This window comes from Methylobacterium sp. TK26 (assembly GCF_055361565.1).
Genome location: NZ_CM143965.1, coordinates 3,222,976 through 3,242,887 on the forward strand (window position 1 = coordinate 3,222,976; position 19,912 = coordinate 3,242,887).

Here is a 19,912-nt window from a genome sequence, read left to right on the forward strand (position 1 = left end):
GGGGCCGCACCGATGATCGGCCTCCAGATCCTCGTCGACGGCTTCGCCATCTCGGCGCTCTACGCGCTCGGCGCGATGGGCTTCACCCTCATCTTCGGCGTCTCGGGGGTGCTGAACCTCTCCCACGGGGCGCTCATGGTCACGGCGGCGGTGGCCGCCTGGGCGGCCTCCGCGCAATACGGCTTCGGCTCCTATGCCGGCGCGGCCATCGGCGTGGTCTGCGGCCTCCTCGGGGCGCTCGTCACGTACTTCGCGGTCGTCGCGCCCATCGAGCGCAGCAAGGCGATCCCCCGCGCCGAGAAGGAGATCTTCATCCTCACCGGCACGCTGCTCTGGGGGATCATGATCCAGCAGCTGGTCGCCTACTTCTACACCGACAACCCCAAGACCGTGCTGCCGTTGATCGAGGGCGTGGTGGAGTTCGCGGGCGTGCGGACGCCGCGCAACGAGTGGTTCACGGCTCTCGTCTGCTGGGTGGTGATCGCCCTGCTCTGGGCCTTCGTGAACAAGGCGAGGGCGGGCAAGGTGCTGCTCGCCGCCTCCATGAACCCGCGCGGCGTGACGCTGCTCGGCCACGACATGGGCCGCATCTACATCGCGGTCTGGGCGATCTACGGCCTGCTCGCGGGAATCGCCGGGGTGCTGCTCGGCATGTTCCTCGGCGTGTCGTCCTATTCGGTCGGGCCGCTCACCGCGAGTGCCTTCTCCATCGTGGTGCTGGGCGGGCTCGGCAGCGTCACCGGCTCGCTGATCGCGGCCTATGTGGTGGGCTACCTCGAAACCGCCACCGCCTACCTCGTCTCGCCCGCCTACCGGGTGATCCCGGCGCTCCTGCTCCTGGTGGCCGTCATGTACCTGCGTCCGCAGGGCTTCCTGGGGAGGCGCTGATGAGCCTGATCCCGGCCCGCTTCGTCCTGATCGCCCTGCCGATCCTCGCCGCGGCGGCGCTGCTGCCGCTCGGCGTCTCCGGCTACATCCTCGGCCTGCTCACCATCGCCTATTACTTCGCCGTGTTCTCCATGGCCTGGGACCTGCTCTTCGGCTTCGCGGGCGAGGTGAATTTCGGGCCGACCTTCCTGATCGGCCTCGGCGCCTACGGGGCCGGCATCCTCAACAACCGCTACGGGCTCGACATCCCCCTCTGCCTGCTCGCGGGCACGGCGCTCGCCGTCATCGGCGGCCTCGCCCTGGCGGTGCCGGCCCTGAAGCTCAGCGGGCCGTATTTCGGCCTCGTCACGCTCGTCGCCGTGCTGCTGCTGCAGAACCTGATCGTCGTCTTCTCGGACCTGACGGGGGGCGAGATCGGGCTGACCGTGCCCGACGTCATCTCCATCGACGCCGACACGAACTACTGGATCGCGCTCGGCTTCATGACCGTCTCCGGCCTGATCCTCACCGCCATCTCCCGCTCGCCCGCCGGGCTGATCCTGCAGGCGGCGGGGCAGGATCCGGTGGTGGCCGGGGCGCTCGGCTTCAACGTCGCCAAGCACAAGATCGCGGCGTTCGCCGTCAGCGCGGCCTTCTCCGGCCTCGCGGGGGGGCTCATCGTCTTCTACATGGGCACCGCCTCGGTCGGCACGCTGATCGACACGAGCGTCGGCGTGCAGATCATCATCGCCGCCGTGCTCGGCGGGCGGCGCACCATCGTCGGCGGGGCGCTCGGCGCGGTGTTCCTGATCGCGGCGGGCGAATTGCTGCGCCCGCTCGGCTCGCTCTCGACCTTCGTCGTCTCGGCGGCGGCGCTCGCCGTGATCCTGTTCGTGCCCACCGGGCTCCTGGGCCTCGCCTCGTTCCGGAGGGCGTCATGACGGTGGCCGTGAAACCGCCCGCCGCCGCGACCGTCAGGGCCGAGCCCTGCCTGACCGTGCGCGGCCTGACGAAGCGCTACGGCGGCCTGGTCGCGGCCAAGAACGTCGATCTCGACCTCCGGCCCGGCGAGATCCTGGGGCTGATCGGCCCGAACGGCTCGGGCAAGTCGACGGTGATGAAGCTGGTGATGGGGCTGGAAAAGCCCAGCGCCGGCTCGATCCGCCTCGACGGCACCGAGATCGCCGGCTGGCCCGCCCACAAGGTCGCCCGCGCCGGCATCGGCCTCGTCTTTCAGCACGCCAGGCCGCTGATGCGCCAGACGGTGCTGGAGAACATCGTGCTGGCGCTGCTGCCCGACAGCCTCCTGCGTCTGACCCCCGATTCCTCCGTGACGGACAGGGCGCGGGCCATCGCCGAGCGGGTCGGCCTCGGCGCCGTCATCGACCGGCGGCCGGGGACGCTGGCCTTCGCCGACCTGCGGCGGCTCGAACTCGCCAAGGCCATCGCCCGCGATCCCAAGGTCGTGCTGGTGGACGAGCCATTCGCCGGGCTCACCGGCCCGGAGGTCGCGACCTTCTCGGCGCTGATCCGGGGGTTCCGGGACGAGGGCAAGGCGGTGCTCCTCGTGGACCACAACGTGAAGAGCGTCGCGGCCCTCGTGGACCGGGTCTTCGCCCTGTATCTCGGCGAGCGCATCGCCGAGGGCAGCGCCGAATCCGTGATGGCCGACCCGACCGTGCGGCGGGTCTATCTCGGCGGCAGCATCGAGACGGCGGCCCGGCCGGAGGCTGCCTTCAAGACGGAATCGCTCCTGACCGTCGAGGGCGTCGATGTGCTCTACGGCAAGGCGCAGGCCCTGCGCGGCGTGTCGATCCACGTCCACGAGGGCGAGTTCGTCTCGGTGGTCGGCCTCAACGGCGCGGGCAAGACCACCCTGTTCAATGCGGTCTCCAACCTCGTGCCCCATGCGGGCACGATCCGTTTCGGCGGCCAGGACCTCGCCCGCATGACCCCCGCCGCCATCGCGCGGGCCGGCATCGTGCAGGTGCCCGAGACCCGCGAACTCTTCGGCGACCTCAGCGTGCTGGAAAACCTCGACCTCGGCGGCCATCACCTGTCGAAGGCGCAGGCCGCCAAGGAGCGGGACAAGCTCTACGAGCTGTTCCCGATCCTGAAGGCCCGCGAGGGGCAGAGCGCGCGCACCCTGTCCGGCGGCGAGCAGCAGATGCTGACCATCGCCCGCGCCCTGATGATGCGCCCGCGCCTTCTGATCCTCGACGAGCCGACGCTCGGCCTCGCGCCCGTCATCCTGGAGCAATTGTCGAAGGCGCTGGAACGGCTGCGGCAGACCACGCCGATCACGGTGCTGCTCGGCGAGCAGAATGTGACCTTCGCCCTGCCCCATGCCGACCGGGTCTACGTGCTGGAACAGGCGAAAATCGTCTGGGAAGGCCCGCCGGACCGCTTCGCCACGGAGATGGGGGCGGCCTACTTGTAGGCGCCCGGCGCACCCGATCACGGACCAGGAGCACTCGCTTGGATTTCAGCCTCTCGCCCACCCAGCGCCACTGGCTCGACCGCGTGCAGGCCTTCATCGCCCGCGAGATCGAGCCGGCCCAGGGCGCCGTGGCGGCGGAGCGGGCGACAGGCCCCTCCCCCACCATGGAGCGGCTGAAGGACAAGGCGCGGGGCGAGGGACTGTGGAACCTGTTCCTGCCGCCCTCGCCTGAGCACGACACGCCGGAATATCGCGGCGCCGGCCTCACCAACCTCGATTACGCCCTCTGCGCCGAGGCGATGGGCCGGGTCGGCATCGCCTCCGAGTGCTTCAACTGCGCGGCGCCCGACACCGGCAACATGGAGGTGCTGCACCGCTACGGCACCGACGCCCAGAAGGCGCGCTGGCTGAAGCCGCTGATGGCCGGCGAGATCCGCTCGGCCTTCCTGATGACCGAGCCGGATGTGGCCTCCTCCGACGCCACCAACATCGCCACATCGATGAAGCGGGAGGGCGACGAGTACGTCATCGACGGCCGCAAATGGTGGTCGACCGGCGTCGGCGATCCCCGCTGCCGGATCGCGATCCTGATGGGCAAGACCGCCCCGGACGCCCCGCGCCACGCGCAGCAATCGCAGATCCTCGTGCCCCTCGACACGCCCGGCCTGCGGGTGGCGCGCCTGCTGCCGGTCTTCGGCTACGAGGACGCACCCAAGGGCCACGGCGAGGTGGTGCTGGAGGGCGTGCGGGTGAGCGCCGACAACCTCATCCTCGGCGAGGGGCGCGGCTTCGAGGTGGCGCAGGGGCGCCTGGGGCCGGGGCGCATCCACCATTGCATGCGCACCATCGGCGTCGCCGAGGCGGCCCTGGAGGCCATGGCCCGGCGGCTCGTGTCGCGGGTCGCCTTCGGCAAGCGGATCAGCGATCAGTCGGTCTGGGAGCAGCGGGTGGCCGAGGCCCGCACCGGGATCGAGATGACCCGCCTCCTCTGCCTCAAGGCGGCGGACATGATGGACAAGGTCGGCAACAAGGGCGCCAAGCTCGAAATCGCCATGATCAAGGTCGCCGCCCCGCGCATGGCGCTGAAGGTCATCGACGACGCGATCCAGGCCCACGGCGCGGCGGGCGTCAGCGAGGATTTCGGCCTCGCCCATGCCTACGCCCATATCCGCACGCTGCGCCTCGCGGACGGGCCGGACGAGGTCCACAACCGCTCCATCGCGAGGCTCGAATTCGCCCGCCACACCCATGCGAGGGCGGGGGCGTGAGCGCGGCCCTCGACTTCACGGGGGTGAAGCCGGTCGAGCCCCGCCACCGGATCGACGAGGCCCGCCTCGCCGGGTGGATGGCCGAGCATGTGAAGGGCTTCGCCGGCCCGCTAACCGTGATGCAGTTCCGGGGCGGCCAGTCGAACCCGACCTACCGGCTTGAGACGCCGGGCCAAGCCTATGTGCTGCGTCGAAAACCCTTCGGCACGCTGCTGCCCTCGGCCCATGCGGTCGAGCGCGAGTTTCGGGTGATCGGCGCCCTCTACGCGGAGGATTTCCCCGTGCCGCGCCCCTTCGCCCTCTGCGAGGACGCGGGCGTGATCGGCGCGGCCTTCTACGTGATGGAGGCGGTGGAGGGCACGGTGCATTGGGACGGGGCGCTGCCCGGCCTCGACCCCCACGCCCGCCACCGGCATTACGCGGCGATGATCGGCACCCTGGCGCGGCTTCACGCCATCGACCCGGATTCGGCCGGGCTCTCGGATTACGGCAAGGCCGGCAACTCCTTCGCCCGGCAAGTGGACCGCTGGACGAAGCAGTACCGCGCCGCCGAGGACGGGCGGCTCGAAGAGGTCGAACGGCTGATCGACTGGCTGCCCCGCACCGTGCCGGAGCAGGCGGGCACGGCCATCGTCCACGGCGACTATCGCCTCGACAACCTCGTCTATCGCCCGGACGGCGCGGTGGCCGCCGTCCTCGACTGGGAACTCTCGACGCTCGGCGATCCCCTCGCCGACTTCAGCTACCTGCTGATGCAGTGGGAACTCCCCGCCGACGGCCGCAGCCCGCTGGGCGGGCTCGACCTGAAGGCCCTCGGCATCCCCGACCGGGACGAGGCGGCGGCGATCTATTGCCGGGCGGCGGGCCGGGCCGACATGCCCGCCCTCGACTGGTACTTCGCCTACAACCTGTTCCGGCTCGTCGGCATCCTGCAAGGCGTGGCGGCCCGCGCCCGGGCCGGCAACGCGGCGAGCGAGCATGCCGCCGCCATGGCCGCGCGGGTGCCGACGCTCGCCGCCGCCGCGTGGGCCTTCGCCGAACGGGCGGGGGCGTGAGGGAGGATCGATGTCGCTGTTCGACCTGACCGGCAAGGTCGCGCTCATCACCGGCTCCTCGAAGGGCATCGGCCGGGCCATCGCCCTGCGCATGGCCGAGCAGGGCGCGAAGGTGGTCATCTCCTCCCGCAGGCGCGAGGCCTGCGAGGCGGTGGTCCGCGAGATCGACGCCGCCCACGGCCCCGGCCGGGCGGTGGCGATCCCGGCGAGCATTTCCGTGAAGGAGGAGTTGCAGACCCTCGTCGCCGGGACGGAGGCGAGCCTCGGCCCGGTGGACATCCTCGTCTGCAACGCGGCGAGCAATCCCTATTACGGGCCGCTGGCCGAGATCACCGACGCCCAATTCCGCAAGATCCTCGACAACAACGTGCTGTCGAACCACTGGCTGATCCAGCTCTGCGCGCCGGGGATGGTCGCGCGGCGGGATGGGGCCATCGTGATAATGTCGTCCATCGGCGCCCTGAAGGGCTCTCCGGTGATCGGCGCCTACAACGTCTCGAAAGCGGCCGACCTGCAACTCGCGCGGAACTACGCGGTCGAGTACGGACCCCACAATGTGCGGGTGAACTGCCTCTGCCCGGGGCTGGTCCGCACCGATTTCGCCCGCGCCCTCTGGGAGGACCTCGCCATGCTGGCCCAGACCGAGGGCACCGCGCCGCTACGCCGGATCGGCGAGCCGGACGACATCGCGGGAGCGGCCGTGTTCCTCGCCTCCCCGGCGGGGCGGTTCGTGACCGGACAGGCCCTCGTCGCCGATGGCGGCGTGACCATCGCGCGATGACCAACCCGGCCCTCCCCCCCGGCTGGCCGGCGATGCCGTTCGCGGAGGCCGAGACGCGCCTGACCGCGCCGGGCTCGCCCTATGCCGTCGAGACCCGGACCATCCGGGGCGTGCCGACCCGGATCTGGGTGAACGCCCCGGGGACGCTGCGCGACCTGTTCCTCCGCGGGCAGGGCCACGGGGACCGGACCTTCCTTGTCTACCGCGACGAGCGGACGACGTTCTCGGGCTTCGCCAAGGCGGCGATCACGCTCGCCCATCACCTGATCGGCCTCGGCGTCACGAAGGGAGACCGGGTCGCCATCGCCATGCGCAACCTGCCGGAATGGCCCGTCTGCTATCACGGCGCGCTGCTCGTGGGCGCCGTCGCCACGCCATTGAACGCGTGGTGGACCGGGCCGGAACTCGCCTATGCGCTGGCCCATTCCGGCGCGCGGGTGCTGATCGCCGACGGCGACCGCCTCGCCCGGCTCGCGCCCCACCTGCCCGAATGTCCGGCGCTGACGCACGTGATCGCCACCCGCGCCGAGCCGGGCGCCGCCCCGGCGCTCACCGACCTCATCGGCCCCACGGGCGCGTGGGCCTCCCTGCCCGAGCGTCCCCTGCCGGGCCTCGCCCTCGACCCCGAGGACGACGCCACCCTGTTCTACACCTCCGGCACGACGGGGAAGCCGAAGGGCGCCATCGGCACCCACCGGGCGGCCGCCTCGACGGTGATGGCCTATCCCTATTCGGCGGCGCGCACGGCCCTGCGCAAGGGTGTGGCGCCGCCCCGGCCCGATCCGAACGCCCCTCAGCGGGTGGCCCTGCTGGCGATCCCGCTGTTCCACGTCACCGCCTGCCACGCCTCCCTCGGCAGCGCCCTGTATGGCGGGCACCGGCTGGTGATGATGCACCGCTGGGACCCGCAAGACGCCCTCGACCTCGTGGAGGCGGAGGGCTGCACCACGGCGGGCGGCGTGCCGACCATCGCATGGCAATTGGCGGAGGCCGCCCACGCGACCGGTCGCCCCCTGCCGAGCCTGGACGCGATCTCCTACGGCGGCGCCCCCGCCGCCGCCGACCTCGTGCGCCGTCTCGGCGACGCCTTCCCGAAGGTCGTGCCCGCGACGGGCTGGGGCATGACCGAGACCTCCGCCACCTTCACCCACCACCAGGGCGAGGATTACATCGCCCATCCCGGATCCTGCGGGCCGCCCCTGCCGGTCTGCGAGATCCGCATCCGCGATCTCCGCGGCCGCGACCTGCCGCCGGGGGAGGTCGGGGAACTCTGCGTGCGCGGGCCCGGCATCGTGCGCGGTTACTGGGACGCCCCCGAGGCCACGGCGGAGACGTTTCGCGACGGCTGGCTCCACACCGGCGACCTTGCGGTCGCCGACGCGGAGGGCTTCGTCACCGTCGTCGACCGGATGAAGGACATGCTGATCCGGGGCGGCGAGAACATCCATTGCATCGAGGTGGAGGACGTCCTGTTCGCCCATCCCGACGTGATCGACGCCGTCGTCCTGCCGGTGCCGCACCCGACCCTCGGCGAGGAGCCCGGCGCCGTCGTGACCCTCGCGGCCGGCTCCGGCGCCACGCCCGAAGCGATCCGCGCCTTCGCGGCCGGGCGGCTCGCCGCCTACAAGGTGCCCGTCCGGGTGCGGATCTGGGACGGGATGCTGCCGCGCAACCCCGCCGGCAAGATCATGAGACAAGCTTTGGGTGATGTTTTCACCCCGACTCCGAATTGAGCCGGGCGGCGCATTGCCATTCGCTCGTATTGGATACAGAATTCGTCAAGACGACCGAAGCCGAACTTCAAGAGAATCGGCACGGCGTCAGGAGGAAGCGTCATGTCCAACGCCGCCGGCCGCCGATTTTTTCTGCACAGTACCGCCCTCGCCACAGTCGCAGCCCTGGCCCTGTCCGGCCCGGCGCGGGCGGCGGACCCGATCAAGATCGGCGTCATCGCCGAGGCGCAGGCGGTGGTCGGCGCCTCGATCCCGCAGGCGGCGCAGCTCGCCGCCGACGAGATCAACGCCAAGGGCGGGGTCGAGGGGCGGATGATCCAGGTCGTCACCTACGACGACAAATCCTCCGCCGCCGACGCGGTGCGCGCCTTCCAGCGGGCGGTGAGCGAGGACAAGGTCCAAGTCGTCATCGCGAGCTACATCTCGGAAGTCGTGCTGGCGCTGATGCCCTGGGCGGCGCGGCTGAAGACGCCGATGATCACGCCGGGCGCCGCCTCGAACGAGATCAGCCTCGCGGTCCGTAAGGATTATGCCCGCAACAAATACACGTTCCACGGCTACCTGACCTCGGCCGCCCTGGCGCAATCGATCTGCGACGGCAGCAAGGCCGTGCTCATCGACCTGCTCAAGGCGAAGTCGGCGGCGATCATGAGCGAGGACGCGGCGTGGACCCGCCCGCTGGACGTCGGCTACGAGGAATGCCTGCCGAAGATCGGGCTGAAGGTGGTGGAGCACATCCGCTTCTCCCCCGACACGGGGGATTTCACGCCGATCTACAACCGGATCGAGGCGGCCAAGCCCGATCTGATCGTCACCGGCATCTCGCATGTCGGGGTGCAGCCGACGGTGCAGTGGAAGAACCAGCAGGTGCCGCTCGCCATGACCGGCATGAACTCGCAGGCCACCGCCTCGACCTTCTGGAACGACACCAACGGCGGCACGGACGGGGTGATCTTCCAGAGCCTCGCGGTGCCGGGCGTCGCCATGACCGACAAATCCGTGCCCTTCGGCGAGGCGTTCAAGAAGCGCTTCAACAGCGCCCCGTCCTACGCCGGCTACATGGCCTACGATCAGGTCTATTACGTCGCCGACGCGATCAAGCGGGCGGGGTCGAGCGAGGCCGACAAGCTCGTGGACGCCCTGGAGAAGACCGATTGGACGGGCGTCGCCGGCCGCATCCAGTTCCAGGGAAAGGACGATCCCTTCACCCACTCGATCAAGTACGGCGAGGGCTACGTCACCGGCCTCCTGGCGCAGTGGCAGGGGGGCAAGCAGATCGCCATCTGGCCGTCCAAGATCGCCAACGGTCAGGTGATCCTGCCCGCCGCCGTGAAGGCTGCCGCGCGCTGAGCGCTAATGCGGGGCGCCGGGCGCCGGGGAGACATCCCCGACCCGGCGGCCCGCCTCGCCGAGGCCGAGCTTCACCGCCTGCCGGTTGGCGAGGCCGAAGCGCAGCACCGCCTGCTCCAGATAGTCGATCGCGTCCACAAGGCCGGCGCGGGCGGTGTCGATCTCGTCCTCCTCGTCGGGCGGCGTCTCCGCGAGCTTGACGGCGGCGATGAGCACCCGGTCGCGCTCGTCCTCGATGCGGGGGTCGCGCTCCAGATGGCCGCGCACGTCGGCATCGTAGGCCTCGATCACCGCCCAGGGCAGCCTGTCCTTGGCCAGCACGCCCGGGAAGCGGTGGGCGTGACGGCGGGCCGAGGTGGCGGCGCGGGCGACGAGGTCGGCAAGCATCGTGACCATTCCCGTTCCCGCGCACCCGGCTCACCCCGCAAGTGGCAGCGCGGCCGGCTGTTGGCAACCGCTCTGGCGGCGGCGCATTCAGTCGCCCCCGGCGAGATAGCCCATGCGGGGCGGGAACGGGCAGCGGAGGGTCCAGTGCAGCCCGTCCGGCGCGAAGGCGAGGGTCGTCCGCCCGGCGAGGTCGTGGCCGACCATTTGGCTCAGCACCTCCGCGCCGAAGCCGCGCCGGGCCGGGGTGGCGAGCCCTCCCAGCCCGGTCTCCGTCCAGGCGAGGGTGAAGAGCGGATCGGGGTCGCCCGGCTCCACGTGCCAGGACACGGCGATCCGCCCCGTCTGCATCGCCGCGCCATGCTCCACCGCGTTGACCGCGAGTTCATGGATCGCCAGCCCCAGGACCTGCGCCGCCCGCGCCCGCAGGCGGATCCTGGGCCCGCTCAGGTGCAGGCGGTCGCCCTCCTGCACCGTGTAGGTCAGCAATTCCTCGGCGATGACCGCGTGCAGGTCGACGTCGCCGGTATGGTCGATGGCGACGTGCATCCGCACGATGGAATCGAGCCGGTCGCGCAGGTGCGCCGCGTATGCGGCGGCCTCCTCCCGCGCCTCGGCGGAGCGGTGGATGACCTCGCGCAGCAGGCCCAGGGTCGTGCGCAGGCGCTGGCGCAGGTCGGCGGGGGTGTCCCGCCGGTCGAGGAGCCGGCGCAAGCGCGCGTTGTCGGCCTCGAGCTCGGCGTTGCGCGCGATCAGGGCGGCGATCGACGTGTCGGGGTCCATCCGAGCCTCGCGTGTACCGGGGCATTCCGCTGCATCAACCGGCCGGTTCCGCGAAGCGATCCTGGCCTTCAGCGCACCAAACGGTCGCCGGCGGCGCGCGCCTGCCGGGGCTCGCCTGTCGGGGCGCGGCCGTGGGCCGGTCGCGTCCGAGAGGCCGTAGCGCTCCGTGCTGCGAGCTATGTCGCTCAGGCGAGCAGCCCCCGCCCGGCGAGGTTGCGCATCAGGGCGCCGATGCCCTCCGTCCAGGGGGCCGCGTCCTTCGAGGTGGTGACGCGGTTCACGAGCCGGCCGAGCCGGGGGCTCGCGATCGTCACCCGGTCCCCGACCTTGTGCGTGAAGCCCCGGCCGGGCTCGTCGCGGTCCTGGATCGGGGCGAACAGGGTGCCGAGGAACAGCACGAACCCGTCCGGGTACTGGTGCTCGCTGAGGGACTGGCGGACGAGATCGAGGGGATCGCGGCTGATCTGGCTCATCGCGCTGGCGCCCGCGAGGCGGTAGCCGTCCTCGCCCTCCACCACCAGTTCGAGTTCGGCGTGGCGCACGTCGTCCATGGTGAAGCGGTCATCGAACAGCCGCACCAGCGGGCCGAGGGAGCAGGAGGCGTTGTTGTCCTTGGCCTTGCCGAGGAGCAGGGCCGAACGGCCCTCGAAATCGCGCAGGTTGACGTCGTTGCCGAGGCTCGCCCCGACCGGCGTGCCGTCCGGGGCGACGAGCAGCACGATCTCCGGCTCGGGGTTGTTCCAGGTCGAATCCGAACGGATGCCGATCTCGGCCCCCCAGCCCAGGGTCGATAGGACGGGGGACTTGGTGAAGATCTCCGCATCCGGCCCGATGGCGACTTCGAGATACTGCGACCACAGGCCGTCCGCCATCAGGGCGCGCTTGAGGGCGGCGGCCTCCTCCGTGCCGGGCACGACGGCGCGCAGGCTTCCCCCGATCTGCCCTTCGAGGCGGGTGCGGATGGCGGCGGCGGCGGCCGGGTCGCCATCCGCGCGCTCCTCGATGACCCGCTCCAGGGCCGAGACCGCGAAGGTGACGCCGGAGGCCTTCACGCATTGCAGGTCGATGGGGCTGAGCAGGGCGAGGCCGTCCGGCCCGTCGAGAGGGCGCCCGCCCGCCCCGGTGAAATGTCGGGCCTCGACCAGCGCCGACACGGTCGGCGCGACGGCGGCCATGTCGTAGACGCGCCCGCCCTCGATTAAGATCGGGGACGGCCCCTCCGGCAGTCGCGCCCGGCCGAGGAACAGGCCCTCGCGCCAATCCGCCGGCAATGCCTCCGCCGCCGAAAATGCCATGCGCGTCGCGTCCCTGGTTCGGCGGCGCCGATGAGTCACCGCTCTCGTGATGATCTCCAGGGAGGGCCCGCGCGGCCGGGCCTGTCAAGCAAAGGCTAGCGGCCGGGCCGGGTCGTCGCCCGCCGGAGGGCGGCCGCCAGGGCGCCGTCCGGCGGGCTGGAGGGCGCGGGCGCAGGTGCGGGCCGCGCGGCCGGGGGCCGGGAACCGGTATTCGGGGCAGCGCGGTCGATCGGATCGTCGAGGCGCATCGAGAGGGCGATCCGCTTGCGCGGCACGTCCACCGACAGGACGAGGACGCGCACCACGTCCCCGGCCTTCACCACCTCGGAGGGGACGGAGATCCGCCGCCGCGCCATGGCCGAGATGTGGACGAGCCCGTCCTGGTGGACGCCGATATCCACGAAGGCCCCGAAGGCGGCGACGTTCGTCACCACGCCTTCGAGCTGCATGCCGGGCTTCAGGTCGCCGAGGGTCTCGACGCCCTCCTGGAACGTCGCCGTCCTGAAGGCGGGGCGCGGGTCGCGGCCGGGCTTTTCCAACTCGGCGATGATGTCGCGCACGGTCGGCACGCCGAAGCGCTCGTCCGCGAAGGCGGCGGGCGAGAGGGCCTTGAGCTTGGCGCCGTCGCCGATCAGGGCGCGGATGTCGCTCTTCGTCGTCTCCAGGATGCGCCGCACCACCGGATAGGCCTCCGGGTGGACGCCGGACCTGTCGAGGGGGTTCTCGCCGCCCTGGATGCGCAGGAAGCCCGCCGAGAGCTCGAAGGTCTTGGGGCCGAGACCCGGCACCTTCTTCAGCGCCACACGGCTGCGGAACGGGCCGTTCCCGTCGCGATAGGCCACGATGTTGGCGGCGAGCGACGCGCCGAGCCCCGAGACCTGCGCCAGCAGGGCGGGCGAGGCGGTGTTCACGTCGACACCCACCGCGTTCACCGCGTCCTCGACCACCGCCGAGAGGGAGCGCGAGAGCTTCGCCTCGGTCACGTCGTGCTGGTACTGGCCGACGCCGATGGATTTCGGGTCGATCTTCACGAGTTCGGCCAACGGATCCTGCAGCCGCCGGGCGATGGAGACCGCGCCGCGATGGGAGACGTCGAGGTCGGGCAGTTCCCGGCTCGCGATCTCGGAGGCCGAGTAGACCGAGGCGCCGGCTTCCGAGACCATGACCTTGGTCATCCTGAGGTCGGGGTTGGCGGCCAGCACCTCGGCGGCGAGCTTGTCGGTCTCGCGGGAGGCGGTGCCGTTGCCGATGGCCACGAGGTCCACCTTGTGCGCGCGGCAGAGCCGGCCGAGGGTTTCGACCGTCTCGCGCCAGCGGCGCTGCGGCTCGTGCGGATAGGTGGTCTCGACGGCCACAACCTTGCCGGTGGCGTCCACCACCGCGACCTTCACGCCGTTGCGGTAGCCGGGATCGAGCCCGATCGTCGCGCGGCCCCCCGCCGGGGCGGCCAGCAGCAGGTCCTTGAGGTTACCGGCGAAGACCTTCACCGCCTCGGCCTCGGCCTTCTCGAACAGGCGGGTGCGCAGGTCGGTCTTGATGCCGGTGCGGATCTTGGTGCGCCACGCCCCGCGCACCGTCTCCAGCAGCCACGCGTCGCCGGGGCGGCCATGGGCGGCGACACCGTGACGATGGCAGATCGCCCGCTCGAACGGGCCGGGGGTGCCGGCGGGCATGTCCTCGCCCTCGGCGGCGAGGTCGAGATCGAGGATGTCCTCCTTCTCGCCCCGGAACAGGGCGAGGATCCGGTGCGAGGGCATGCGCTCCAGCCGCTCGCTCCAGTCGAAGTAATCCGCGAACTTGGCGCCCGCCGCCTCCTTGCCCTTGCGGACGCGGGAGACCGCCTGGCCGGCGCGCCAGAAATCCTCGCGCAGGCGCCCGACGAGGTCGGCATCTTCCGCGAAGCGCTCCACGAGGATGTGCCGCGCGCCCTCCAGCGCCGCCTCGGCGCCGGGCACGCCCTTGTCCGGGGCGACGTAGCGGGTGGCGACGCCCGCCGGGCTCTGCGTCGGGTCGGCGAGCAGGGCCTCGGCCAGCGGGCCGAGACCGGCCTCGCGGGCGATCTGCGCCTTGGTCCGCCGCTTGGTCTTGTAGGGGAGGTAGATGTCCTCGAGCCGCGCCTTGGTGTCGGCGGCGGCGATGGCGGCGGCGAGTTGCGGCGTGAGCTTGCCCTGGGCGCGGATGCTCTCCAGCACGCTCGCCCGCCGGTCCCGGAGCTCGCGCAGGTAGCCGAGGCGCTCCTCCAGCAGGCGCAGCTGCGAATCGTCCAGCGAGCCCGTCGCCTCCTTCCGGTAGCGGGCGATGAAGGGGACGGTCGCGCCCCCGTCAAGGAGGGCGACGGCGGCCTCGACCTGGGCCTCCCGCACGCCGAGTTCCCCGGCGATCAGCTGATTCACCGACGTCATCTCGCCCCCTCGCCTTCCGCACCACCGTGAGGCGGGCGCTGTAGCGCCTGGCGGCGGTTCGGACCAGGGCCACGGGGTTCGTCGGCTGCCCCGGTCTGGCCAATCTCTTGGGACACAGGGGGTGGCATGATCCGCATCCGCGCCACGGCAGCTCTCCTGATCGGCCTGACCGGGCTCGCCGGCTGCCACGAGACCTCGACCCGCCACCTCGATCCGATCCCGCCCCGGACGCTCTCGCTGATGGCGAAAGCCGGCATGAGCCCAGCCGACCCGATCCTGATCCGCGCCTACAAGAAGGAATCGGAGATGGAGGTGTGGAAGCGGGGGCCGGACGGCCGCTACGCCCTGCTGAAGACCTATCCGGTCTGCCGCTGGTCCGGCCAGCTCGGGCCGAAGGTGAAGGAGGGCGACCGCCAGACGGTCGAGGGATTCTACACGATCACGCCGGGGCAGATGAACCCGAACTCGTCCTACTACCTCTCCTTCGACACCGGCTTCCCGAACGAGTTCGACCGCGCCAACGGCCGCACGGGCAGCTACCTGATGGTCCACGGCACCTGCTCGTCCATGGGCTGCTTCGCCATGACCGACCAGACCATCTCCGAGATCTACGCCCTGGCCCGGGAGGCCTTCGCGGGCGGGCAGCGGAGCTTCCAGTTCCAGGCCCTCCCGTTCCGCATGAACGCCCAGAACCTCGCCACCTTCCGCAACGACCCGAACATGCCGTTCTGGAAGAACCTGAAGGAGGGCTCGGACATCTTCGAGGCGACCGGCCAGGAGCCGCAGGTCGGCGTCTGCGGCCTGCGCTACAGCTTCGGCGGCCCGGAGATCGCCACGAACCCCTGCGCCCCCGTCATCGACCCGGCCGTGGCCGCCAAGCAGGCGGCCGACGAGCGCCGCGTGGCGGAACTCGCCGCGGGCGTGGCGGCCAAGCGCCTCGTCTACAAGGACGGCGGGCAGAACCCGGTCTTCAGCACGAACTTCGCGCCCCCCGCCGAGGAGGCCGCCCTGCCCTACAGCGCCAAGGAATACGGCCAGCGCGACCTCGGCACGGTCAGCCGCCCCGACGCCCTGGTCGGCGGCCCGCAGGAGATCGCCGCGACGGCCGGCGGCCCCGTGGCGGCGCGGCGCTAGGGCAGCGACGCACTCACTCCGTTCATGCGTCTCTGCCCTAGCTTCTTGTTTTTGCATCAATTTTTCTAGACACGGCTGACGCCGTCGTCTGGATCGATGCACTAGCGCATCCGCCAGGTCGGCCGCCCGATCAGGTCGGTCAGGCGCTCGATCCCGTCCTCGACGATGGCATCGACCCGCCGCAGCCACCGGGGCGGCGCCCGATGGCCCGCATGGGCCATCACATCCGCAACCAGCCCCTCGACCTCCGCCTCGCTCTCCGGCGACAGGGGCCGGCAAGCCAGCTCGTTCGGCGGGAGGCCGGGGCTGCGGGCCACGACCGCATCCCAGTTCCGCCCCCAGGCGAGGGCGGCGAGCCGTTCGTTCGCCTCTCCGTGATAGGCCTCGACGGCGGCGACCGCCTCGCGCGCCTCGCCCCGGAAGGTCTCGGCATCGAGGCCCCGCGCCCAGGCGAGGTTGTCGAGGAGATGCCCGAGCCGCCGCCTCTGCCCGGCGGCGCGGCGCTGCAGGCCGAGCGCGTGCAGGCGGCGGGACGCCTCCACGGCGAAGGGGCCGGACCTGCGGTTGCCCCGCTCCAGCAGGTCGCCGGACGCCAGCAGCGGATCGAGCCGTTCCGTCAGCCCCAGTTCCGCGAGGAGGCGCACGATTAGCGGCGCGGGCGAGCGCCGGTCGCGGACGGGCACGACGCGGATCCGCTCCCCGGCGGCGCGGCGCCAGGGATCGAGCAGGGCGAGGGGATCGTAGCGATCCGAAAAGCCCTCGCGCCGGACGAAGCCCCGGAAGGTCCGCGCCTCCGCGAGAACCTGCGTCCGCAGGGCGTAGGCGCAGGCCAGCCGCTCGGCCTGCGGCGTCGCCACCAGGGCCACCTCCATGGCGAAGCCGAACCGGCCGAACAAAGCGGCGAGGCGCGCAGGGCCGCCGGGATCGGACCGCTGCACGGAAAAATCCTCGCAGGCGACGATCACCGTGTCGGCGTCGGTCTCGGCCAGGATTGCGGCGAGGCGGGCGAGACGGTGATGGCTCACGTCGGCCGAGCCGTGCGGGACGGGCGGCGCGAGCTTCGGGAAGCACAGCCCGACCTCGCCGAGGCTCGGCCGCAGCCGCGTCAGCACCTCGTGGAACGAGGTCGCGCCGGTTCGCGGCAGGCCGAGGGTGACGATCGCGCGGCGCATCGGGCCAACTCCTGTGTGGGCATAATTCCCACTCGGCCCGGACACGACATCACGCCGCCCGAGCCCTCAAGCTTGCCCTCCGCTATAAGTGGGAATTTTGCCCACGCAAAGCCCGTCGGGACGCAGGGCGTGCGCCCTGGCACTCAGCCCGAGGCGCCCCGGCGGCGGCGGTCGCCCGCACCGAAGAGCTTGTTGCGGAGCGTGCCCGGCGCGTAGGCGGTCTTGTAGAGGCCGCGATCCTGCAATTCGGGGATCACGATGTCGATGAAGTCCGAAAAGCTTTCCGGCACGACGATGCGGCTGAGGTTGAACCCGTCGACCTCGCCTTCCTCGACCCAGGATTGCAGCTCGTCGGCGATGGACACGGCATCGCCGGTCAGCACCGCGTAGCGCCCGCCGAGCCCGAGTTCGCCCAGGAGATCGCGTTTGGTCAGGCCGCGCTGGGCGGCGGCGGCCGTGGCCGACTGGATCGCGTTGCCCGGCGCGTAGGGGATCGGCTCGTCGAGGCCGTAGCGGGCGAAGTCGATGCCGGTGGAGGCGGAGAAATGCGCGAGCCCCGCCTCGGAACTGGCGTAGCGGCGATACTCGTCGCGCTTGTCCTCCGCCTCGGCGCGGGTGCGGCCGGGGATGGCGGCGAGACCGAGGAACACCTTCACGTCCTGCGGGTCGCGCCCGGCGGCCGCCGCCTCGGCCCGGATGGCGCGGACGGAGTCGCGGGCCGTCGCCTTGTCCCGGGCGGAGATGAACACGCATTCCGCGTGGCGCCCGGCGAAGGCCCGGCCCCGGCCGGAGGCCCCCGCCTGGTAGAGGACGGGCGTGCGCTGGGGCGAGGGCTCGCAGAGATGGATGCCCTCCACCGACAGGAACTCCCCGCGATGGGCGATCTTGCGGATCCGCGCCGGATCGCTGAACACCCGCGCCTCCCGGTCCCGGCGCACGGCGGCATCGTCCCAGCTCTCCTCCCAGAGCTTGCCGAGCACTTCCAGATACTCGTCCGCGTAATCGTAGCGGCGGTCATGGGGCGGCAGCACCTCGCCCCGGCCGCGATGGGCGCTGTCGAGATAGCCGGTGACGACGTTCCAGCCGATCCGCCCGTTGGTCAGGTGGTCGAGGGTCGAGATCCGCCGGGCGAAGGTGTAGGGCGCCTCGGCGAAGACGTTCACGGTGACGCCGAAGCCGAGATGCTCCGTCACCGCCGCCATGGCCGGGACGATGAGGGTCGGGTCGTTGACGGGAAGCTGCACCGCCTCCCGCGCGGTCACGTCGATGCCGCCGCCGTAGATGTCGTAGACGCCGATGATGTCGGCGATGAACAGCCCGTCGAACAGGCCGCGCTCCAGGAGCTTCGCCTGATCGGTCCAGTAGGCGAGGGTGTTGTACTCGGGCGAGCGGTCGCGCGGATGGGTCCAGAGACCGTGGTTGATGTGGCCGACGCAGTTCATGTTGAACGCGTTGAGCCGGATCTGCTTGGCGGGGGGCTTCATCGCGCGCGGAGCCTCCGCACCGCACTGTCGCCCGCGAACTGCACGAGGCAGACGAGGGCGATCAGGATGGCGATCACCACCGTCATCACGGTGGTGTCGAAGCGTTGGTAGCCGTAGCGGATCGCGACGTCGCCGAGCCCCCCGGCCCCCACCGCCCCGGCCACCGCCGAGGCGCCGATCATCGAGACGAGGGTGATGGTGAGGCCGCCGACGATCCCCGGCAGGGCTTCCGGCAGCAGCACGTGGAGCAGGATGTGGCGGCGGCGGCAGCCGATGGACTGTGCCGCCTCGATCAGCCCCGGATCGACCTCCCGCAGGGACACCTCCGCGATCCGCGCGAAGAACGGCGTGGCGCTCACCGCCAGCGGCACGATGGCCGCCCAGACGCCGATGGTGGTGCCGACCACGAGCCGGGTGAAGGGGATGAGCGCCACGAGCAGCACGATGAAGGGCACGGCCCGGAAGCCGTTCACCACGATGCCGACCGCGCGGTTCGCGCGGGGCGCCGGGAAGATTCCGCCCGCCCCGGAGGTGACGAGGAACAGCGCCAGGGGGATGCCCGCCGCCACCGCGACCGAGGCCGACACGCCGACCATGAACAACGTGTCGAACGCCGCCTGCCAGAGGCGGTCAATCATCTGCGGCGACATGGCCGATCCCCTCGACGTTCAGCCCGATGGCCCGCAGGCGGGCCTCCGCCTCCGGCCGTTCGGCGGCGACGAGCATCCGCCCGACCGCGTGGCCCTGGATGCGCTCGATCTCCGCCTGGAGCAGCCGCACCGGCCCGCCCGCCGCCGCGACGAGGGCCGACAGGTCCGGCGCCTCCCGCCCGGCGAGGGCGATCCGCAGCAGGGCCCACGCGCCGGGCACGGGATGCGGCGTGACCCGCCCCGCCAGATCCTCCGGCAGGGCGCGGGTGAGCGGCGCGAGCAGCGCCCGCGTGGCCGGGTGCTCCGGCGCGCCGAAGACCCGCCAGACCGGCCCGGTCTCGGCGACCCGCCCGGCTTCCAGCACCACGACCTCGGAGCAGATCTCGCGGATCACGCTCATCTCGTGGGTGATGAGGATGATGGTGAGCCCGAGTCGCCGGTTGATGTCCCGCAGCAGGCCGAGGATCGACAGGGTGGTCTCGGGGTCCAGCGCCGAGGTCGCCTCGTCGCAGAGCAGGATCTCCGGGTCGCTGACCAGGGCGCGGGCGATGCCCACCCGCTGCTTCTGCCCGCCCGACAGGCGCGACGGATAGGAATCGGCCTTCCCCTCCAGCCCGACGAGGCGCAACGCCTCTTCCACCCGCCGGGCGGTCTCGGCCCGGTCCACCCCCGCGATCCGGAGGGGCAGCGCCACGTTCTGCCGGACGGTCTTGGCCGAGAGCAGGTTGAAGTGCTGGAAGATCATGCCGATGCGGCGGCGCAGGGCCACGAGCCCGTCCGTGCCGAGCCCGGCGATGGGCTCGCCGTCGATCAGCACCCGGCCGGAGGTCGGCTCCTCCAGCCGGTTCACCGTGCGCAGCAGGCTCGACTTCCCCGCCCCCGAGCGGCCGATGATGCCGACGATCGCGCCCGCCGGGACGGCGAGGGAGATGTCCTCCAGGGCGCGGACCTCGCCCCCGGCGGATTGGTAGGTCTTGGAGACGCCCTCGAACCGCACGGTCCCGCCCGTCCGGGGCGCGGCGGGCGCCGGGGCGGCCGCGACGGCGCGGGAGGCGGCGGCGCCCGCCGCCCAGGCCTCCGCGTCGTGGAGGCCGACGAAAGCCAAGCCGTCCAT

The 19,912-nt window shown here is 71.7% G+C and carries 16 protein-coding genes and 1 pseudogene; 9 read left to right on the plus strand and 8 right to left on the minus strand.

Annotated features, from left to right (window positions below):
* The first annotated feature begins 12 nt into the window (after nucleotides 1–12).
* From ACXJ1Y_RS15660 to ACXJ1Y_RS15695, 8 genes are all read left to right on the plus strand, one after another.
* Entirely contained in the window at nucleotides 13–888 is an 876-nt protein-coding gene (locus ACXJ1Y_RS15660) for a branched-chain amino acid ABC transporter permease (protein ID WP_243956639.1), read from the plus strand.
* A complete protein-coding gene (locus ACXJ1Y_RS15665) occupies nucleotides 888–1,808 on the plus strand; it encodes a branched-chain amino acid ABC transporter permease (RefSeq protein WP_463847109.1) in 921 nt (306 codons plus the stop codon). The genes ACXJ1Y_RS15660 and ACXJ1Y_RS15665 overlap by 1 nt, the downstream gene beginning before the upstream one ends.
* Nucleotides 1,805–3,307, plus strand: coding sequence for an ATP-binding cassette domain-containing protein (locus ACXJ1Y_RS15670; protein ID WP_463847110.1), 1,503 nt, complete (start codon nucleotides 1,805–1,807; stop codon nucleotides 3,305–3,307). The genes ACXJ1Y_RS15665 and ACXJ1Y_RS15670 overlap by 4 nt, the downstream gene beginning before the upstream one ends.
* Before the next feature lie 38 nt (nucleotides 3,308–3,345).
* Complete coding sequence (locus ACXJ1Y_RS15675; RefSeq protein ID WP_463847111.1) at nucleotides 3,346–4,575, plus strand: acyl-CoA dehydrogenase family protein; 1,230 nt, start codon at nucleotides 3,346–3,348, stop codon at nucleotides 4,573–4,575.
* Nucleotides 4,572–5,630: a phosphotransferase family protein gene (locus ACXJ1Y_RS15680; protein WP_463847112.1), complete on the plus strand. Its 1,059-nt coding sequence runs from the start codon at nucleotides 4,572–4,574 to the stop codon at nucleotides 5,628–5,630. The genes ACXJ1Y_RS15675 and ACXJ1Y_RS15680 overlap by 4 nt, the downstream gene beginning before the upstream one ends.
* A 10-nt stretch (nucleotides 5,631–5,640) precedes the next feature.
* The gene (locus ACXJ1Y_RS15685; protein ID WP_463847113.1) at nucleotides 5,641–6,411 is read left to right on the plus strand and encodes an SDR family NAD(P)-dependent oxidoreductase; all 771 of its coding nucleotides are present in this window, start codon (nucleotides 5,641–5,643) and stop codon (nucleotides 6,409–6,411) included.
* Entirely contained in the window at nucleotides 6,408–8,144 is a 1,737-nt protein-coding gene (locus tag ACXJ1Y_RS15690; RefSeq protein ID WP_463847114.1) for a class I adenylate-forming enzyme family protein, read from the plus strand. Before ACXJ1Y_RS15685 ends, ACXJ1Y_RS15690 begins: the two co-directional genes overlap by 4 nt.
* Before the next feature lie 102 nt (nucleotides 8,145–8,246).
* On the plus strand, nucleotides 8,247–9,494 hold the full coding sequence (locus ACXJ1Y_RS15695) for an ABC transporter substrate-binding protein (protein ID WP_463847115.1): 1,248 nt from the start codon (nucleotides 8,247–8,249) through the stop codon (nucleotides 9,492–9,494).
* A gap of 3 nt (nucleotides 9,495–9,497) precedes the next feature.
* Here the strand turns inward: ACXJ1Y_RS15695 and ACXJ1Y_RS15700 are convergent, their stop codons facing one another.
* The 4 genes from ACXJ1Y_RS15700 to ACXJ1Y_RS15715 form a co-directional block, all read right to left on the minus strand.
* A complete protein-coding gene (locus ACXJ1Y_RS15700; protein ID WP_463847116.1) occupies nucleotides 9,498–9,890 on the minus strand; it encodes a hypothetical protein in 393 nt (130 codons plus the stop codon).
* 78 nt (nucleotides 9,891–9,968) lie between these two features.
* Nucleotides 9,969–10,661, minus strand: coding sequence for an HWE histidine kinase domain-containing protein (locus tag ACXJ1Y_RS15705; RefSeq protein WP_463847117.1), 693 nt, complete (start codon nucleotides 10,659–10,661; stop codon nucleotides 9,969–9,971).
* A 185-nt stretch (nucleotides 10,662–10,846) separates the two neighbouring features.
* Complete coding sequence (locus ACXJ1Y_RS15710) at nucleotides 10,847–11,956, minus strand: fumarylacetoacetate hydrolase family protein (protein WP_463847118.1); 1,110 nt, start codon at nucleotides 11,954–11,956, stop codon at nucleotides 10,847–10,849.
* A gap of 95 nt (nucleotides 11,957–12,051) precedes the next feature.
* Nucleotides 12,052–14,358: a Tex family protein gene (locus ACXJ1Y_RS15715; protein ID WP_463847119.1), complete on the minus strand. Its 2,307-nt coding sequence runs from the start codon at nucleotides 14,356–14,358 to the stop codon at nucleotides 12,052–12,054.
* 126 nt (nucleotides 14,359–14,484) lie between these two features.
* On the opposite strand from ACXJ1Y_RS15715, the pseudogene ACXJ1Y_RS15720 reads away from it, so the two are divergent.
* Nucleotides 14,485–15,471: pseudogene (locus ACXJ1Y_RS15720) on the plus strand (L,D-transpeptidase family protein); the annotation flags it as partial.
* Between the two features lie 122 nt (nucleotides 15,472–15,593).
* Here the strand turns inward: ACXJ1Y_RS15720 and ACXJ1Y_RS15725 are convergent.
* From ACXJ1Y_RS15725 to ACXJ1Y_RS15740, 4 genes are all read right to left on the minus strand, one after another.
* Nucleotides 15,594–16,664 (minus strand): hypothetical protein, encoded by a 1,071-nt coding sequence (locus ACXJ1Y_RS15725; RefSeq protein WP_463847120.1) that lies wholly within the window; start codon nucleotides 16,662–16,664, stop codon nucleotides 15,594–15,596.
* Nucleotides 16,665–16,807: 143 nt separating this feature from the next.
* Nucleotides 16,808–18,148, minus strand: a complete 1,341-nt coding sequence (locus ACXJ1Y_RS15730; RefSeq protein ID WP_463847121.1) for an LLM class flavin-dependent oxidoreductase — start codon at nucleotides 18,146–18,148, stop codon at nucleotides 16,808–16,810.
* A complete protein-coding gene (locus ACXJ1Y_RS15735) occupies nucleotides 18,145–18,798 on the minus strand; it encodes a methionine ABC transporter permease (RefSeq protein ID WP_463847122.1) in 654 nt (217 codons plus the stop codon). Before ACXJ1Y_RS15735 ends, ACXJ1Y_RS15730 begins: the two co-directional genes overlap by 4 nt.
* Complete coding sequence (locus ACXJ1Y_RS15740) at nucleotides 18,779–19,912, minus strand: methionine ABC transporter ATP-binding protein (RefSeq protein WP_463847123.1); 1,134 nt, start codon at nucleotides 19,910–19,912, stop codon at nucleotides 18,779–18,781. Before ACXJ1Y_RS15740 ends, ACXJ1Y_RS15735 begins: the two co-directional genes overlap by 20 nt.

What these genes read in the sequence shown, in the direction of transcription:
- ACXJ1Y_RS15660 (WP_243956639.1), top strand. Translation starts at nt 13, where the DNA reads ATGATCGGCCTCCAGATCCTCGTCGACGGCTTCGCCATCTCGGCGCTC.
- ACXJ1Y_RS15665 (WP_463847109.1), top strand. Translation starts at nt 888, where the DNA reads ATGAGCCTGATCCCGGCCCGCTTCGTCCTGATCGCCCTGCCGATCCTC.
- ACXJ1Y_RS15670 (WP_463847110.1), top strand. Translation starts at nt 1,805, where the DNA reads ATGACGGTGGCCGTGAAACCGCCCGCCGCCGCGACCGTCAGGGCCGAG.
- ACXJ1Y_RS15685 (WP_463847113.1), top strand. Translation starts at nt 5,641, where the DNA reads ATGTCGCTGTTCGACCTGACCGGCAAGGTCGCGCTCATCACCGGCTCC.
- ACXJ1Y_RS15690 (WP_463847114.1), top strand. Translation starts at nt 6,408, where the DNA reads ATGACCAACCCGGCCCTCCCCCCCGGCTGGCCGGCGATGCCGTTCGCG.
- ACXJ1Y_RS15695 (WP_463847115.1), top strand. Translation starts at nt 8,247, where the DNA reads ATGTCCAACGCCGCCGGCCGCCGATTTTTTCTGCACAGTACCGCCCTC.
- ACXJ1Y_RS15700 (WP_463847116.1), bottom strand. Translation starts at nt 9,890, where the DNA reads ATGGTCACGATGCTTGCCGACCTCGTCGCCCGCGCCGCCACCTCGGCC.
- ACXJ1Y_RS15705 (WP_463847117.1), bottom strand. Translation starts at nt 10,661, where the DNA reads ATGGACCCCGACACGTCGATCGCCGCCCTGATCGCGCGCAACGCCGAG.
- ACXJ1Y_RS15710 (WP_463847118.1), bottom strand. Translation starts at nt 11,956, where the DNA reads ATGGCATTTTCGGCGGCGGAGGCATTGCCGGCGGATTGGCGCGAGGGC.
- ACXJ1Y_RS15715 (WP_463847119.1), bottom strand. Translation starts at nt 14,358, where the DNA reads ATGACGTCGGTGAATCAGCTGATCGCCGGGGAACTCGGCGTGCGGGAG.
- ACXJ1Y_RS15725 (WP_463847120.1), bottom strand. Translation starts at nt 16,664, where the DNA reads ATGCGCCGCGCGATCGTCACCCTCGGCCTGCCGCGAACCGGCGCGACC.
- ACXJ1Y_RS15730 (WP_463847121.1), bottom strand. Translation starts at nt 18,148, where the DNA reads ATGAAGCCCCCCGCCAAGCAGATCCGGCTCAACGCGTTCAACATGAAC.
- ACXJ1Y_RS15735 (WP_463847122.1), bottom strand. Translation starts at nt 18,798, where the DNA reads ATGTCGCCGCAGATGATTGACCGCCTCTGGCAGGCGGCGTTCGACACG.
- ACXJ1Y_RS15740 (WP_463847123.1), bottom strand. Translation starts at nt 19,912, where the DNA reads ATGGACGGCTTGGCTTTCGTCGGCCTCCACGACGCGGAGGCCTGGGCG.